The sequence below is a fragment of the Shewanella goraebulensis genome, assembly GCF_030252245.1.
Lineage (GTDB): Bacteria > Pseudomonadota > Gammaproteobacteria > Enterobacterales > Shewanellaceae > Shewanella > Shewanella goraebulensis.
Genome location: NZ_CP126972.1, coordinates 4,400,406 through 4,416,281, shown reverse-complemented (window position 1 = coordinate 4,416,281; position 15,876 = coordinate 4,400,406). Strand labels below are relative to the sequence as shown.

4 protein-coding genes, 3 tRNA genes and 7 rRNA genes are annotated in these 15,876 nt (G+C 45.5%); 10 read left to right on the top strand and 4 right to left on the bottom strand.

The window, feature by feature from the left end; translation table 11 throughout:
* Window positions 1–268 precede the first annotated feature (268 nt).
* The 10 genes from QPX86_RS18580 to rrf (QPX86_RS18535) all read left to right on the top strand — a co-directional run bounded on the left by QPX86_RS18580 (window position 269) and on the right by rrf (QPX86_RS18535) (window position 12,657).
* Window positions 269–1,813, top strand: a 16S ribosomal RNA gene (locus QPX86_RS18580).
* Window positions 1,814–1,887: 74 nt separating this feature from the next.
* Window positions 1,888–1,964: transfer RNA gene (locus QPX86_RS18575), tRNA-Ile, on the top strand.
* A gap of 65 nt (window positions 1,965–2,029) precedes the next feature.
* A tRNA-Ala gene (locus tag QPX86_RS18570) sits at window positions 2,030–2,105 on the top strand.
* 342 nt (window positions 2,106–2,447) lie between these two features.
* Window positions 2,448–5,339, top strand: a 23S ribosomal RNA gene (locus tag QPX86_RS18565).
* 213 nt (window positions 5,340–5,552) lie between these two features.
* A 5S ribosomal RNA gene (rrf, locus tag QPX86_RS18560) occupies window positions 5,553–5,668 on the top strand.
* 49 nt (window positions 5,669–5,717) lie between these two features.
* Window positions 5,718–5,793: transfer RNA gene (locus QPX86_RS18555), tRNA-Thr, on the top strand.
* A gap of 18 nt (window positions 5,794–5,811) precedes the next feature.
* Window positions 5,812–5,927, top strand: a 5S ribosomal RNA gene (rrf, locus tag QPX86_RS18550).
* Between the two features lie 1,617 nt (window positions 5,928–7,544).
* A 16S ribosomal RNA gene (locus QPX86_RS18545) occupies window positions 7,545–9,089 on the top strand.
* A gap of 347 nt (window positions 9,090–9,436) precedes the next feature.
* Window positions 9,437–12,328, top strand: a 23S ribosomal RNA gene (locus tag QPX86_RS18540).
* A gap of 213 nt (window positions 12,329–12,541) precedes the next feature.
* Window positions 12,542–12,657, top strand: a 5S ribosomal RNA gene (gene rrf, locus QPX86_RS18535).
* Together the 16S, 23S and 5S rRNA genes with 3 tRNA genes alongside form the textbook arrangement of a ribosomal RNA operon.
* A 1,206-nt stretch (window positions 12,658–13,863) precedes the next feature.
* On the opposite strand, the gene mutT is transcribed toward rrf (QPX86_RS18535), so the two are convergent.
* Genes mutT through coaE form a run of 4 tightly spaced genes read right to left on the bottom strand, consistent with a single transcriptional unit; the run spans window position 13,864 to window position 15,876 of the window.
* Window positions 13,864–14,259 carry an 8-oxo-dGTP diphosphatase MutT gene (mutT, locus tag QPX86_RS18530; RefSeq protein WP_285163488.1) on the bottom strand — a complete coding sequence of 132 codons (396 nt, stop codon included), beginning with the start codon at window positions 14,257–14,259 and terminating at the stop codon, window positions 13,864–13,866.
* Window positions 14,260–14,273: 14 nt separating this feature from the next.
* Window positions 14,274–14,483, bottom strand: a complete 210-nt coding sequence (gene yacG / locus QPX86_RS18525) for a DNA gyrase inhibitor YacG (protein ID WP_285163487.1) — start codon at window positions 14,481–14,483, stop codon at window positions 14,274–14,276.
* 40 nt (window positions 14,484–14,523) lie between these two features.
* A complete protein-coding gene (gene zapD, locus QPX86_RS18520) occupies window positions 14,524–15,261 on the bottom strand; it encodes a cell division protein ZapD (RefSeq protein WP_285163486.1) in 738 nt (245 codons plus the stop codon).
* 9 nt (window positions 15,262–15,270) lie between these two features.
* Window positions 15,271–15,876 (bottom strand): dephospho-CoA kinase, encoded by a 606-nt coding sequence (coaE, locus tag QPX86_RS18515; protein WP_285163485.1) that lies wholly within the window; start codon window positions 15,874–15,876, stop codon window positions 15,271–15,273.

Genomic DNA, 15,876 nt, shown 5'->3' with positions numbered 1-15,876 from the left:
CGGGAATTGCGTAAAATACGCATCCCTAGCCACTCGGGCTTACCGAGATGCGCTAACGCTCTTTAACAATTTATCAAGTAATCTGTGTGGACACTCACAGGTGTTGAGTTAATCGAAATTGTCACTTAGGTGGCAATCAAAATTATTATCAATGTAACGATGAGTGTTCATAGCAATATGTAACAAACAGGATGTAGATTCTTCCGAGTCTGCATAATGTAATCAGAATTCATTGAGCCGAAGCATTTTCGAATGTTTCAAAAAACTTTAATTGAAGAGTTTGATCATGGCTCAGATTGAACGCTGGCGGCAGGCCTAACACATGCAAGTCGAGCGGTAACAGGAAGAAAGCTTGCTTTCTTTGCTGACGAGCGGCGGACGGGTGAGTAATGCCTAGGGATCTGCCCAGTCGAGGGGGATAACAGTTGGAAACGACTGCTAATACCGCATACGCCCTACGGGGGAAAGGAGGGGACCTTCGGGCCTTTCGCGATTGGATGAACCTAGGTGGGATTAGCTAGTTGGTAAGGTAATGGCTTACCAAGGCGACGATCCCTAGCTGTTCTGAGAGGATGATCAGCCACACTGGGACTGAGACACGGCCCAGACTCCTACGGGAGGCAGCAGTGGGGAATATTGCACAATGGGGGAAACCCTGATGCAGCCATGCCGCGTGTGTGAAGAAGGCCCTAGGGTTGTAAAGCACTTTCAGTAGGGAGGAAAGGTAGCAGCTTAATACGTTGTTACTGTGACGTTACCTACAGAAGAAGGACCGGCTAACTTCGTGCCAGCAGCCGCGGTAATACGAGGGGTCCAAGCGTTAATCGGAATTACTGGGCGTAAAGCGTACGCAGGCGGTTCATTAAGCCAGATGTGAAATCCCCGGGCTCAACCTGGGAATTGCATTTGGAACTGGTGAACTAGAGTCTTGTAGAGGGGGGTAGAATTTCAGGTGTAGCGGTGAAATGCGTAGAGATCTGAAGGAATACCGGTGGCGAAGGCGGCCCCCTGGACAAAGACTGACGCTCATGTACGAAAGCGTGGGGAGCAAACAGGATTAGATACCCTGGTAGTCCACGCCGTAAACGATGTCTACTCGGAGTTTGGTGCCTTGAGCACTGGGCTCCCAAGCTAACGCATTAAGTAGACCGCCTGGGGAGTACGGCCGCAAGGTTAAAACTCAAATGAATTGACGGGGGCCCGCACAAGCGGTGGAGCATGTGGTTTAATTCGATGCAACGCGAAGAACCTTACCTACTCTTGACATCCAGAGAATTCGCTAGAGATAGCTTAGTGCCTTCGGGAACTCTGAGACAGGTGCTGCATGGCTGTCGTCAGCTCGTGTTGTGAAATGTTGGGTTAAGTCCCGCAACGAGCGCAACCCCTATCCTTATTTGCCAGCGCGTAATGGCGGGAACTCTAGGGAGACTGCCGGTGATAAACCGGAGGAAGGTGGGGACGACGTCAAGTCATCATGGCCCTTACGAGTAGGGCTACACACGTGCTACAATGGCGTATACAGAGGGTTGCAAAGCCGCAAGGTCTAGCTAATCTCACAAAGTACGTCGTAGTCCGGATTGGAGTCTGCAACTCGACTCCATGAAGTCGGAATCGCTAGTAATCGTAGATCAGAATGCTACGGTGAATACGTTCCCGGGCCTTGTACACACCGCCCGTCACACCATGGGAGTGGGCTGCACCAGAAGTAGATAGTCTAACCTTCGGGGGGACGTTTACCACGGTGTGGTTCATGACTGGGGTGAAGTCGTAACAAGGTAGCCCTAGGGGAACCTGGGGCTGGATCACCTCCTTACCTATACGACTAACTTAATGTTTGTTGAGTGTTCACACAGATTACTTGATAGAAAGAAAGAGCAAAATTACGTTGGGTCTGTAGCTCAGCTGGTTAGAGCGCACCCCTGATAAGGGTGAGGTCGGTGGTTCAAGTCCACTCTGACCCACCAAAATCTTCTATTTCTCCTAAAATGAAGGTTTTGTATTAACGTATTTTGTTTGACTGCATGTAAATGGGGCTATAGCTCAGCTGGGAGAGCGCCTGCCTTGCACGCAGGAGGTCTGCGGTTCGATCCCGCATAGCTCCACCATTTACTTACTTTTATTTAAACGTAAGTCATGCATATTTGGATAGAGACGCCAAAGATAAAGCGACAGCTTTATCTTTGGCTTTTTTAAGCCCGTTCTTTAACAATTTGGAAAGCTGATAGTATTTAATTGCATGAGTCTGTCATGTTAATTAATACAAATCGTATTATTGAGAAGTTAATCCCTTTTCAGTAATACATTGAGTTCTCAAAACACTTTATTAAGTGTCTTGAATATTCTAAAAACTAAGGCGAATTTGTGTACTCGTAAGAGATGCAAATTAGTAATAAACCAGCTAGTTACGGTACAACTTGAGTTTCTTTTGAAACTTATTTGGGTTGTATGGTTAAGTGACTAAGCGTATACGGTGGATGCCTTGGCAGTCAGAGGCGATGAAGGACGTAGTAACTTGCGAAAAGCGTTGGCGAGCTAGTAACAAGCATTTGAGCTAACGATGTCCGAATGGGGAAACCCGGCCACATAAGTGGTCATCATAACGTGAATACATAGCGTTATGAGGCGAACCTGGGGAACTGAAACATCTAAGTACCCAGAGGAAAAGAAATCAACCGAGATTCCCCTAGTAGCGGCGAGCGAACGGGGATTAGCCCTTAAGTCTATGGGGTGTTAGTGGAATGTGTTGGAAAGCACAGCGGCACAGGGTGATAGCCCCGTACATGAAAACTAACCATAGATGAAATCGAGTAAGGCGGGACACGTGACATCCTGTTTGAATATGGGGGGACCATCCTCCAAGGCTAAATACTCCTGACTGACCGATAGTGAACCAGTACCGTGAGGGAAAGGCGAAAAGAACCCCTGTGAGGGGAGTGAAATAGAACCTGAAACCGTGTACGTACAAGCAGTGGGAGCGGTTCTTGAGACCGTGACTGCGTACCTTTTGTATAATGGGTCAGCGACTTACATTTTGTAGCGAGGTTAAGCGAATAGCGGAGCCGTAGGGAAACCGAGTGTTAACTGCGCGTTTAGTTGCAAGGTGTAGACCCGAAACCGAGTGATCTAGCCATGGGCAGGTTGAAGGTTGAGTAACATCAACTGGAGGACCGAACCGACTAATGTTGAAAAATTAGCGGATGACTTGTGGCTGGGGGTGAAAGGCCAATCAAACTCGGAGATATCTGGTTCTCCTCGAAAGCTATTTAGGTAGCGCCTCGAGCGAATACCACTGGGGGTAGAGCACTGTTAAGGCTAGGGGGTCATCCCGACTTACCAACCCTTTGCAAACTCCGAATACCAGTGAGTACTACTCGGGAGACAGACGGCGGGTGCTAACGTCCGTCGTCAAAAGGGAAACAACCCAGACCATCAGCTAAGGTCCCAAAGTTATTGCTAAGTGGGAAACGATGTGGGAAGGCTTAGACAGCTAGGATGTTGGCTTAGAAGCAGCCATCATTTAAAGAAAGCGTAATAGCTCACTAGTCGAGTCGGCCTGCGCGGAAGATTTAACGGGGCTAAGCAATACACCGAAGCTATGGGTTTGCTCTTAGGAGCAAGCGGTAGAGGAGCGTTCTGTAAGCGGTTGAAGGTGAAGGGGTAACCCACACTGGACGTATCAGAAGTGCGAATGCTGACATGAGTAACGATAATGGGGGTGAAAAACCCCCACGCCGAAAGACCAAGGGTTCCTGTCCAACGTTAATCGGGGCAGGGTGAGTCGACCCCTAAGGCGAGGCCGAAAGGCGTAGTCGATGGGAAACAGGTCAATATTCCTGTACTTTTGCTAACTGCGATGGAGAGACGGAGAAGGCTAGGCTAGCGCGGCGTTGGTTGTCCGCGTTTAAGACTGTAGGCTGTTCACTTAGGCAAATCCGGGTGAACACTAGGCTGAGAGTTGATGACGAGTCCCCAAGGGGATGAAGTAGTTGATGCCATGCTTCCAGGAAAATCTTCTAAGCTTCAGGTTAGTAGGAATCGTACCCCAAACCGACACAGGTGGTCGGGTAGAGAATACCAAGGCGCTTGAGAGAACTCGGCTGAAGGAACTAGGCAAAATGGTACCGTAACTTCGGGAGAAGGTACGCTCCTGGCGGTGATGAGACTTGCTCTCTAAGCTGCTGGGAGTCGCAGATACCAGGTGGCTGCAACTGTTTATCAAAAACACAGTACTGTGCAAAATCGCAAGATGACGTATACGGTATGACGCCTGCCCGGTGCTTGAAGGTTAATTGATTGGGTTATCTTCGGAGAAGCTCATGATCGAAGCCCAAGTAAACGGCGGCCGTAACTATAACGGTCCTAAGGTAGCGAAATTCCTTGTCGGGTAAGTTCCGACCTGCACGAATGGCGTAATGATGGCCACGCTGTCTCCAGCCGAGACTCAGTGAAGTTGAAATTGCGGTGAAGATGCCGTATACCCGCGGCTAGACGGAAAGACCCCGTGAACCTTTACTATAGCTTGGCACTGAACATTGAACCTACATGTGTAGGATAGGTGGGAGACTTTGAAGCTTCGTCGCTAGATGGAGTGGAGTCAATCTTGAAATACCACCCTTGTAGTTTTGATGTTCTAACCGCGGCCCCTTATCGGGGTTCGGGACAGTGCCTGGTGGGTAGTTTGACTGGGGCGGTCTCCTCCCAAAGAGTAACGGAGGAGCACGAAGGTTGGCTAAGTACGGTCGGACATCGTACGGTTAGTGCAATGGCATAAGCCAGCTTAACTGCGAGACATACACGTCGAGCAGGTACGAAAGTAGGTCATAGTGATCCGGTGGTTCTGTATGGAAGGGCCATCGCTCAACGGATAAAAGGTACTCCGGGGATAACAGGCTGATACCGCCCAAGAGTTCATATCGACGGCGGTGTTTGGCACCTCGATGTCGGCTCATCACATCCTGGGGCTGAAGTCGGTCCCAAGGGTATGGCTGTTCGCCATTTAAAGTGGTACGCGAGCTGGGTTCAGAACGTCGTGAGACAGTTCGGTCCCTATCTGCCGTGGGCGTTGGATGATTGAAGGAAGCTGCTCCTAGTACGAGAGGACCGGAGTGGACGAACCGCTGGTGTTCGGGTTGTTATGCCAATAGCATTGCCCGGTAGCTACGTTCGGAATCGATAACCGCTGAAAGCATCTAAGCGGGAAGCGAGTCCTAAGATGAGTCATCCCTAGGAATTTAATTCCTCTAAAGAGCCGTTCGAGACTAGGACGTTGATAGGCAGGGTGTGTAAGCGTTGTGAGGCGTTGAGCTAACCTGTACTAATGACTCGTGAGGCTTAACCATACAACCCAGATGAGTTTTTATCTGAGTTGATGGTAACTAGATTTATTACTTACTGTTGAAGGTAAGACTTAGTGAAGAATATAAAGCGCTTAATAAAGTAAGGTCATAAAATGCTCCTGCATTTATGACATCAAGTACATCCATGTACTTGAAACTCAAAGAAACAGCTTTCCGAATTTAGTTAATTGCGATAAGCGATTAACACCAAATTTGCTTGGTGACAATAGCATTGTGGTACCACCTGATCCCATCCCGAACTCAGTAGTGAAACGCAATAGCGCCGATGATAGTGTGGGGTCTCCCCATGTGAAAGTAGGTCATCGCCAAGCGCCTAATTTAAGTCTCAAATTACTGAAAAGTAGTCTTGAGCAAGATCATGCTGATATGGCTCAGTCGGTAGAGCGCATCCTTGGTAAGGATGAGGTCCCCAGTTCGATTCTGGGTATCAGCACCATCTTTAAAACCAGATTTGTCTGGGGACAATAGCATTGTGGTCCCACCTGATCCCATCCCGAACTCAGTAGTGAAACGCAATAGCGCCGATGATAGTGTGGGGTCTCCCCATGTGAAAGTAGGTCATTCCCAGACGCTAAATTACGATAGAGCCCGTTGCTGATGTGACGGGCTTTTTTGTGTCTGTAATTTTGATTCTTAAGAAGTATTGCTATCAAATGTAAGTATGGTTGATAGTCCATACAGGATAGGAAGAAGCAGGGTATTGTAAGACGCTCAATTACTCAAGAGTCCATTACTGAATTAAGGGGCTTTTTTGTTTCTGTAGATTGAAGATTTTTAAGAAGTAACGCTATCAAATGTAAGTGCGTTCGATGTTGCCACTTCCCTTTCAAGGATACTAAGAAGTAGACCATTGCATGACGCTCAATCATAACCGAGCCCATTAATGATATGATGGGCTTTCTTGTTTCTGTAATTTGAATAAATTTAAGAGATATTGCTATCGAATATAAGTACGATCTATAAGCCTGTGGCTATTTATAAGTTAACTACTCATAACCTAGTTTTACGATGGTTTAGAATTGGCTCTTCATGCAATGCAAATTGGCTGGATAGATAAAATCTTAATTTCAGTAAATTTCTCACTAGCACGCAGATCATTCGCCAATACATTACATAAAAAGTCATTATTAATGTTTTCAGTTTACGAAGACTAGACAGAGAACGAAATATTGTAGCTACATAATTAATAATGTAATTATCATTTTATTTGGATTGCGGAAGCTAATTGTATAAACGACATACGCATTTCAAAATTCTATACCTTCTATACCTTCTATACCTTCTATACCTTCTATACCTTCTATACCTTCTATACCTTCTATACCTTCTATACCTTCTATACCTTCTATACCTTCTATACCTTCTATACCTTCTATACCTTCTATACCTTCTATACCTTCTATACCTTCTATACCTTCTATACCTTCTATACCTTCTATACCTTTATACCTTTATACCTTTATACCTTTATGCCTTTATGCCTTTATGCCTTATATGCCTCTAATTAAAAGCTAAGCTGTAAAAAGGATTACTTAATTACATATTAGATAAAAATAAAAGCCACTTAATACTCACTACTGTGAGTTATTGGATTGATAAAAGCTATTTTATACAATTTGGTCTTACATCGAACTGTTAGTTAGAGGGCCAATGACACTCCTAAAAACGGTAACAATGATTATTTTTGTGGATAACTGTGGGGTTAACTTCTGAGTATCTTGTTGCTAAATACCTTTGTTTAATAAAACTGAAATTAATTGAAAAAAGCCCTTGCGGTGTTTCAGTATTTGCCTATAATGCGCATCCACTGACACGGCAACAGGCACTAGCCAATACTGAGTCAGCTTGATTTGAAGCGGTTTTAACTACCTCAAATCAACGGCAAAAAGAAGTTTGAAAAAACACTTGACGCCAACGAGGGAAAGCGTAGAATACGCATCCCTGACCAACACGGTCAACGCTCTTTAACAATCAAACAAGTAAATCTGTGTGGACACTCACAGGTGTTGAGTTAATCGAAATTGTCACTTAGGTGGCAATCAAAATTATTATCAATGTAACGATGAGTGTTCATAGCAATATGTAACAAACAGGATGTAGATTCTTCCGAGTCTGCATAATGTAATCAGAATTCATTGAGCCGAAACTTCTCTTTTATTTATAAGAGTGAATGTTTCAAAAAAACTTTAATTGAAGAGTTTGATCATGGCTCAGATTGAACGCTGGCGGCAGGCCTAACACATGCAAGTCGAGCGGTAACAGAAAGAAAGCTTGCTTTCTTTGCTGACGAGCGGCGGACGGGTGAGTAATGCCTAGGGATCTGCCCAGTCGAGGGGGATAACAGTTGGAAACGACTGCTAATACCGCATACGCCCTACGGGGGAAAGGAGGGGACCTTCGGGCCTTTCGCGATTGGATGAACCTAGGTGGGATTAGCTAGTTGGTAAGGTAATGGCTTACCAAGGCGACGATCCCTAGCTGTTCTGAGAGGATGATCAGCCACACTGGGACTGAGACACGGCCCAGACTCCTACGGGAGGCAGCAGTGGGGAATATTGCACAATGGGGGAAACCCTGATGCAGCCATGCCGCGTGTGTGAAGAAGGCCCTAGGGTTGTAAAGCACTTTCAGTAGGGAGGAAAGGCAGTTGTTTAATAAACAACTGCTGTGACGTTACCTACAGAAGAAGGACCGGCTAACTTCGTGCCAGCAGCCGCGGTAATACGAGGGGTCCAAGCGTTAATCGGAATTACTGGGCGTAAAGCGTACGCAGGCGGTTCATTAAGCCAGATGTGAAATCCCCGGGCTCAACCTGGGAATTGCATTTGGAACTGGTGAACTAGAGTCTTGTAGAGGGGGGTAGAATTTCAGGTGTAGCGGTGAAATGCGTAGAGATCTGAAGGAATACCGGTGGCGAAGGCGGCCCCCTGGACAAAGACTGACGCTCATGTACGAAAGCGTGGGGAGCAAACAGGATTAGATACCCTGGTAGTCCACGCCGTAAACGATGTCTACTCGGAGTTTGGTGCCTTGAGCACTGGGCTCCCAAGCTAACGCATTAAGTAGACCGCCTGGGGAGTACGGCCGCAAGGTTAAAACTCAAATGAATTGACGGGGGCCCGCACAAGCGGTGGAGCATGTGGTTTAATTCGATGCAACGCGAAGAACCTTACCTACTCTTGACATCCAGAGAACTTTCCAGAGATGGATTGGTGCCTTCGGGAACTCTGAGACAGGTGCTGCATGGCTGTCGTCAGCTCGTGTTGTGAAATGTTGGGTTAAGTCCCGCAACGAGCGCAACCCCTATCCTTATTTGCCAGCACGTTATGGTGGGAACTCTAGGGAGACTGCCGGTGATAAACCGGAGGAAGGTGGGGACGACGTCAAGTCATCATGGCCCTTACGAGTAGGGCTACACACGTGCTACAATGGCGTATACAGAGGGTTGCAAAGCCGCAAGGTCTAGCTAATCTCACAAAGTACGTCGTAGTCCGGATTGGAGTCTGCAACTCGACTCCATGAAGTCGGAATCGCTAGTAATCGTAGATCAGAATGCTACGGTGAATACGTTCCCGGGCCTTGTACACACCGCCCGTCACACCATGGGAGTGGGCTGCACCAGAAGTAGATAGTCTAACCTTCGGGGGGACGTTTACCACGGTGTGGTTCATGACTGGGGTGAAGTCGTAACAAGGTAGCCCTAGGGGAACCTGGGGCTGGATCACCTCCTTACCTATACGACTAACTTGATGTTTGTTGAGTGTTCACACAGATTGCTTGTTACTCCTTTATGGAGTTGAGCGAAATGCGCCGCAAGCCGGTTAGCATTGTTCTTTAACAATTTGGAAAGCTGATAGTATTTAATTGCATGAGTCTGTCATGTTAATTAATACAAATCGTATTATTGAGAAGTTAATCCCTTTTCAGTAATACATTGAGTTCTCAAAACACTTTATTAAGTGTCTTGAATATTCTAAAAACTAAGGCGAATTTGTGTACTCGTAAGAGATGCAAATTAGTAATAAACCAGCTAGTTACGGTACAACTTGAGTTTCTTTTGAAACTTATTTGGGTTGTATGGTTAAGTGACTAAGCGTATACGGTGGATGCCTTGGCAGTCAGAGGCGATGAAGGACGTAGTAACTTGCGAAAAGCGTTGGCGAGCTAGTAACAAGCATTTGAGCTAACGATGTCCGAATGGGGAAACCCGGCCACATAAGTGGTCATCATAACGTGAATACATAGCGTTATGAGGCGAACCTGGGGAACTGAAACATCTAAGTACCCAGAGGAAAAGAAATCAACCGAGATTCCCCTAGTAGCGGCGAGCGAACGGGGATTAGCCCTTAAGTCTATGGGGTGTTAGTGGAATGTGTTGGAAAGCACAGCGGCACAGGGTGATAGCCCCGTACATGAAAACTAACCATAGATGAAATCGAGTAAGGCGGGACACGTGACATCCTGTTTGAATATGGGGGGACCATCCTCCAAGGCTAAATACTCCTGACTGACCGATAGTGAACCAGTACCGTGAGGGAAAGGCGAAAAGAACCCCTGTGAGGGGAGTGAAATAGAACCTGAAACCGTGTACGTACAAGCAGTGGGAGCGGTTCTTGAGACCGTGACTGCGTACCTTTTGTATAATGGGTCAGCGACTTACATTTTGTAGCGAGGTTAAGCGAATAGCGGAGCCGTAGGGAAACCGAGTGTTAACTGCGCGTTTAGTTGCAAGGTGTAGACCCGAAACCGAGTGATCTAGCCATGGGCAGGTTGAAGGTTGAGTAACATCAACTGGAGGACCGAACCGACTAATGTTGAAAAATTAGCGGATGACTTGTGGCTGGGGGTGAAAGGCCAATCAAACTCGGAGATATCTGGTTCTCCTCGAAAGCTATTTAGGTAGCGCCTCGAGCGAATACCACTGGGGGTAGAGCACTGTTAAGGCTAGGGGGTCATCCCGACTTACCAACCCTTTGCAAACTCCGAATACCAGTGAGTACTACTCGGGAGACAGACGGCGGGTGCTAACGTCCGTCGTCAAAAGGGAAACAACCCAGACCATCAGCTAAGGTCCCAAAGTTATTGCTAAGTGGGAAACGATGTGGGAAGGCTTAGACAGCTAGGATGTTGGCTTAGAAGCAGCCATCATTTAAAGAAAGCGTAATAGCTCACTAGTCGAGTCGGCCTGCGCGGAAGATTTAACGGGGCTAAGCAATACACCGAAGCTATGGGTTTGCTCTTAGGAGCAAGCGGTAGAGGAGCGTTCTGTAAGCGGTTGAAGGTGAAGGGGTAACCCACACTGGACGTATCAGAAGTGCGAATGCTGACATGAGTAACGATAATGGGGGTGAAAAACCCCCACGCCGAAAGACCAAGGGTTCCTGTCCAACGTTAATCGGGGCAGGGTGAGTCGACCCCTAAGGCGAGGCCGAAAGGCGTAGTCGATGGGAAACAGGTCAATATTCCTGTACTTTTGCTAACTGCGATGGAGAGACGGAGAAGGCTAGGCTAGCGCGGCGTTGGTTGTCCGCGTTTAAGACTGTAGGCTGTTCACTTAGGCAAATCCGGGTGAACACTAGGCTGAGAGTTGATGACGAGTCCCCAAGGGGATGAAGTAGTTGATGCCATGCTTCCAGGAAAATCTTCTAAGCTTCAGGTTAGTAGGAATCGTACCCCAAACCGACACAGGTGGTCGGGTAGAGAATACCAAGGCGCTTGAGAGAACTCGGCTGAAGGAACTAGGCAAAATGGTACCGTAACTTCGGGAGAAGGTACGCTCCTGGCGGTGATGAGACTTGCTCTCTAAGCTGCTGGGAGTCGCAGATACCAGGTGGCTGCAACTGTTTATCAAAAACACAGTACTGTGCAAAATCGTAAGATGACGTATACGGTATGACGCCTGCCCGGTGCTTGAAGGTTAATTGATTGGGTTATCTTCGGAGAAGCTCATGATCGAAGCCCAAGTAAACGGCGGCCGTAACTATAACGGTCCTAAGGTAGCGAAATTCCTTGTCGGGTAAGTTCCGACCTGCACGAATGGCGTAATGATGGCCACGCTGTCTCCAGCCGAGACTCAGTGAAGTTGAAATTGCGGTGAAGATGCCGTATACCCGCGGCTAGACGGAAAGACCCCGTGAACCTTTACTATAGCTTGGCACTGAACATTGAACCTACATGTGTAGGATAGGTGGGAGACTTTGAAGCTTCGTCGCTAGATGGAGTGGAGTCAATCTTGAAATACCACCCTTGTAGTTTTGATGTTCTAACCGCGGCCCCTTATCGGGGTTCGGGACAGTGCCTGGTGGGTAGTTTGACTGGGGCGGTCTCCTCCCAAAGAGTAACGGAGGAGCACGAAGGTTGGCTAAGTACGGTCGGACATCGTACGGTTAGTGCAATGGCATAAGCCAGCTTAACTGCGAGACATACACGTCGAGCAGGTACGAAAGTAGGTCATAGTGATCCGGTGGTTCTGTATGGAAGGGCCATCGCTCAACGGATAAAAGGTACTCCGGGGATAACAGGCTGATACCGCCCAAGAGTTCATATCGACGGCGGTGTTTGGCACCTCGATGTCGGCTCATCACATCCTGGGGCTGAAGTCGGTCCCAAGGGTATGGCTGTTCGCCATTTAAAGTGGTACGCGAGCTGGGTTCAGAACGTCGTGAGACAGTTCGGTCCCTATCTGCCGTGGGCGTTGGATGATTGAAGGAAGCTGCTCCTAGTACGAGAGGACCGGAGTGGACGAACCGCTGGTGTTCGGGTTGTTATGCCAATAGCATTGCCCGGTAGCTACGTTCGGAATCGATAACCGCTGAAAGCATCTAAGCGGGAAGCGAGTCCTAAGATGAGTCATCCCTAGGAATTTAATTCCTCTAAAGAGCCGTTCGAGACTAGGACGTTGATAGGCAGGGTGTGTAAGCGTTGTGAGGCGTTGAGCTAACCTGTACTAATGACTCGTGAGGCTTAACCATACAACCCAGATGAGTTTTTATCTGAGTTGATGGTAACTAGATTTATTACTTACTGTTAAAGGTAAGACTTAGTGAAGAATATAAAGCGCTTAATAAAGTAAGGTCATAAAATGCTCCTGCATTTATGACATCAAGTACATCCATGTACTTGAAACTCAAAGAAACAGCTTTCCGAATTTAGTTAATTGCGATAAGCGATTAACACCAAATTTGCTTGGTGACAATAGCATTGTGGTACCACCTGATCCCATCCCGAACTCAGTAGTGAAACGCAATAGCGCCGATGATAGTGTGGGGTCTCCCCATGTGAAAGTAGGTCATTGCCAAGCGCCTAATTTCTCTTTTTAAGAGAGCAGATAGCCCGTTACTCACGTAACGGGCTTTTTTGTGTCTGTGCAACAGCTGATAGTGTGGTTGATACGTCCATGCGCAAGTTGGTCATTACCAAGCACCTAATTTCTCTTTTTAGAGAGTCGAGAAAGCCCTGACTTAACAGTCAGGGCTTTTTTCGTTTATAGCGAGTAAGAATTAGTGCCGCGAAAGACAGTGTGATTGATATGCCCATGCAAAAGTAGGTCATTGCCAAGCGCTTAATTTCTCTTTTAAGATAGTCGAGAAAGCCCTGACTTAACAGTCAGGGCTTTTTTCGTATATAGCGAGTAAGAATTTAGTGAAGCGAAAGACAGTGTGGCCGATATGCCCATGTGAAAGTAGGTCATCGCCAAGCGCCTAATTTCTCTTTTTAAGAGAGCAGATAGCCCGTTACTCACGTAACGGGCTTTTTTGTGTCTGTCCAACAGTTGATAGTGTGGTTGATACGCCCATGCGCAAGTAGGTCATTACCAAGCACCTAATTTCTCTTTTTAGAGAGTCGAGAAAGCCCTGACTTAATAGTCAGGGCTTTTTTCGTTTATAGCGAGTAAGAATTAGTGCCGCGAAAGACAGTGTGATTGATATGCCCATGTGAAATTCAGTCATTGCCAAGCACCTAATTCCTCTTTTTAAGAGAGCTGATAGCCCGTGGTTCACGTAACGGGCTTTTTTGTGTTTGTCATTTAAGATAAACATGTTCAGAAACGAAGCTAAAGCTCAATTTTAGATACATCAACAGCTCATAGTGTGATTGATATGCCCATGTAAAAGTAGGTCATAGCCAAGCGCCTAATTTCTTTTAAGTGAGAGCAGATAGTTTGTTTTCAGTAAAAATTTCTATAGGCGGAATATAGCACTAAGTTTATTTATATGGATGTTTTAGAATCTGTACTTTAGGGATTGAAGAATCAAATCTGATAGACAAGTGGCGAATAATAGCTGTCGTCATGTAGGTAACTTTACCACGGTAGAAATGGGGTAAGCACTATGCATTGTTTAAGGCTGGATAGTTTTGCCTTTAAAACTATGCCACATGTATCTTGAGGTTTTGGATGATTAGCTATCTGTTAGCTCTGAAGGTTGTTAATAAAAAACGGTCTAGTAGTGTTATTCGACAGTGATGAACTTACAGGTCACCACTTAAGTTTTGGGACAGTTCGTATTTAAAGGTTCAGCTGTTTTATCTTATCTAGTATAGGTAAGTTTGCATCGGGAAAATCAAATGATCCTAACTCCTCACTATTTACCCATTGTATTATTTGTCCTTCTAAACCCTGTCCAGCACCTTTAAAGTTGGTAACAAGGTGAATATCCAGTAGGACATGTTTGTCTGGGTAATTATGAGAGATATCCATGAAGGGCTTTGTAGATTCTACGTCTAAATCAACTTCTTCTTTAAGCTCTCTTATAAGCGCTTGTGAAACCGTTTCATCTATTTCCACCTTACCACCAGGAAATTCCCATTTGCCACCTTGATGAAGGTGTTCATGGCGCTTAGCTAACAGTATTTGTTGTTCATTATTTATAATAATGCCAACAGCGACATGTATTCTTTTCATTTCATTTGCTCAACTTAGTGTTTAAAAAAGTCACCTTCATCAAAACCTTCAGTATCTAAAGTTTCATGATCAAATTCAGGTTTTACTGGAATAGTGTGTTTCTCACTTGCCCAATCGCCAAGATCAATCATTTTACAGCGCTCGCTGCAAAAAGGTTTGAATTTCGATTGCGGCTCCCAAAGAACGTCAATTTGGCATATAGGACATTTTACAGAAATAGGCATAAGTCATCTCGCTAATTAATATAGTGAGATCCTAATGAATTTAGTTACAAGTAGCTAGTTTGAATTTAACTAATTTATCTGTATGTTTTTGGTTTTCGAAATCAACGAAGTGGATAGCATATCTGTTTTTATGGCCGCTAATAGTCGGGTAACAATCTTGAGTGTGATCGATTTGAACTCTAATCAAAGATAACGTTTGTGGGCTGTTCCCCTGAAAAAAGCCTTGTTGTGCTTCTGTAGTTCTAAATTCTGCGGTACTTCTTGTTAGTTCAAGCAGTAACTTTATTGGCTTAAGGATTGGTAAAAAATTCTCGATCCAGCTATTTAGATCTAACTGCCTTTCTTGCCATGGCTTTGCTAGCCAATAATGCAGCTGAGGTAAGTCAAAATTACAACAAGCTCCTGGCATACCAAATCGCTGTTTGAGTGCGGCAATAAAACGATCTTGTTTTAGATGGCAGCCTATGCGTTCATTTGTTTGTAATGGGGCTTTTGATGCGTTGAGTTGATCGATTATGTTTTGTATTTGCGATTTATCTACATGGGGCAAAGCATGCCATTTAGCTAAGATGACTAATTGTTTGTCAATATCCTTTAGAATATCAGTTCGGTAGTCACATCTGTCTGTTAATTCAGCTAATGAAAAAAGTGGGTAAAAACAATGATGCTGATAATCGGTATCAAGATGGAGATTTAATTGATCAGCCAAATATTCGAGTCGCAGATAACTTCTGGTTTTTTCATTTAACGGCTGTTCATATATTAAATCGTTATTCATTGTTTTTATCTATGCTGATGATGCTTGAGCTAAATACTTCAAATGTAATAACTGAACAGTTTTTCGTAATTCTTCGGGAGGTAAGGTATTGTCTAAGACTGTATCAGCCTTAGTAAGTCTCAATTCTCTACTTATCTGACGATTTAGAATTTTTTCAACTTCTGTTGAAGTTACCCCATCTCGTTTCGCTGTTCTAGTTATCTGTTCATGTGGTGGAATATCCACCACTAAAGTCGTATTGACCAAACTATCTAACCCGTTCTCAAAAAGCAAGGGAACAATCATAATAACATAAGGAGATTTAGCAACTTCTACAGCTTTTAGCATATGATTGCGAATTAAAGGGTGCAGTAAGTTATTGAGCCATTGTCTTTCTTTTTCATTATCAAACACTCTTGAGCGTAACTTTGCTCTATCTAATAACCCATTGCTGTCTATGACCTCAGAGCCGAAGTGCTCTTTAATTTCACAGAGTCCTTGAGAACCTTTTGCAACAACTTTTCGAGCGATGATATCCGCATCAACCAGTTCTATTCCGAAATCTAGGAACAAATTAGCAACAGTAGTTTTACCTGAGCCAATTCCGCCAGTAAGGCCAACGATGAAATCAGCCAT

Bases quoted from the DNA above. Each gene is read 5' to 3' on its own strand.
- coaE (WP_285163485.1), bottom strand. From the start codon at position 15,876: ATGGCTGATTTCATCGTTGGCCTTACTGGCGGAATTGGCTCAGGTAAA.
- mutT (WP_285163488.1), bottom strand. From the start codon at position 14,259: ATGAAAAGAATACATGTCGCTGTTGGCATTATTATAAATAATGAACAA.
- yacG (WP_285163487.1), bottom strand. From the start codon at position 14,483: ATGCCTATTTCTGTAAAATGTCCTATATGCCAAATTGACGTTCTTTGG.
- zapD (WP_285163486.1), bottom strand. From the start codon at position 15,261: ATGAATAACGATTTAATATATGAACAGCCGTTAAATGAAAAAACCAGA.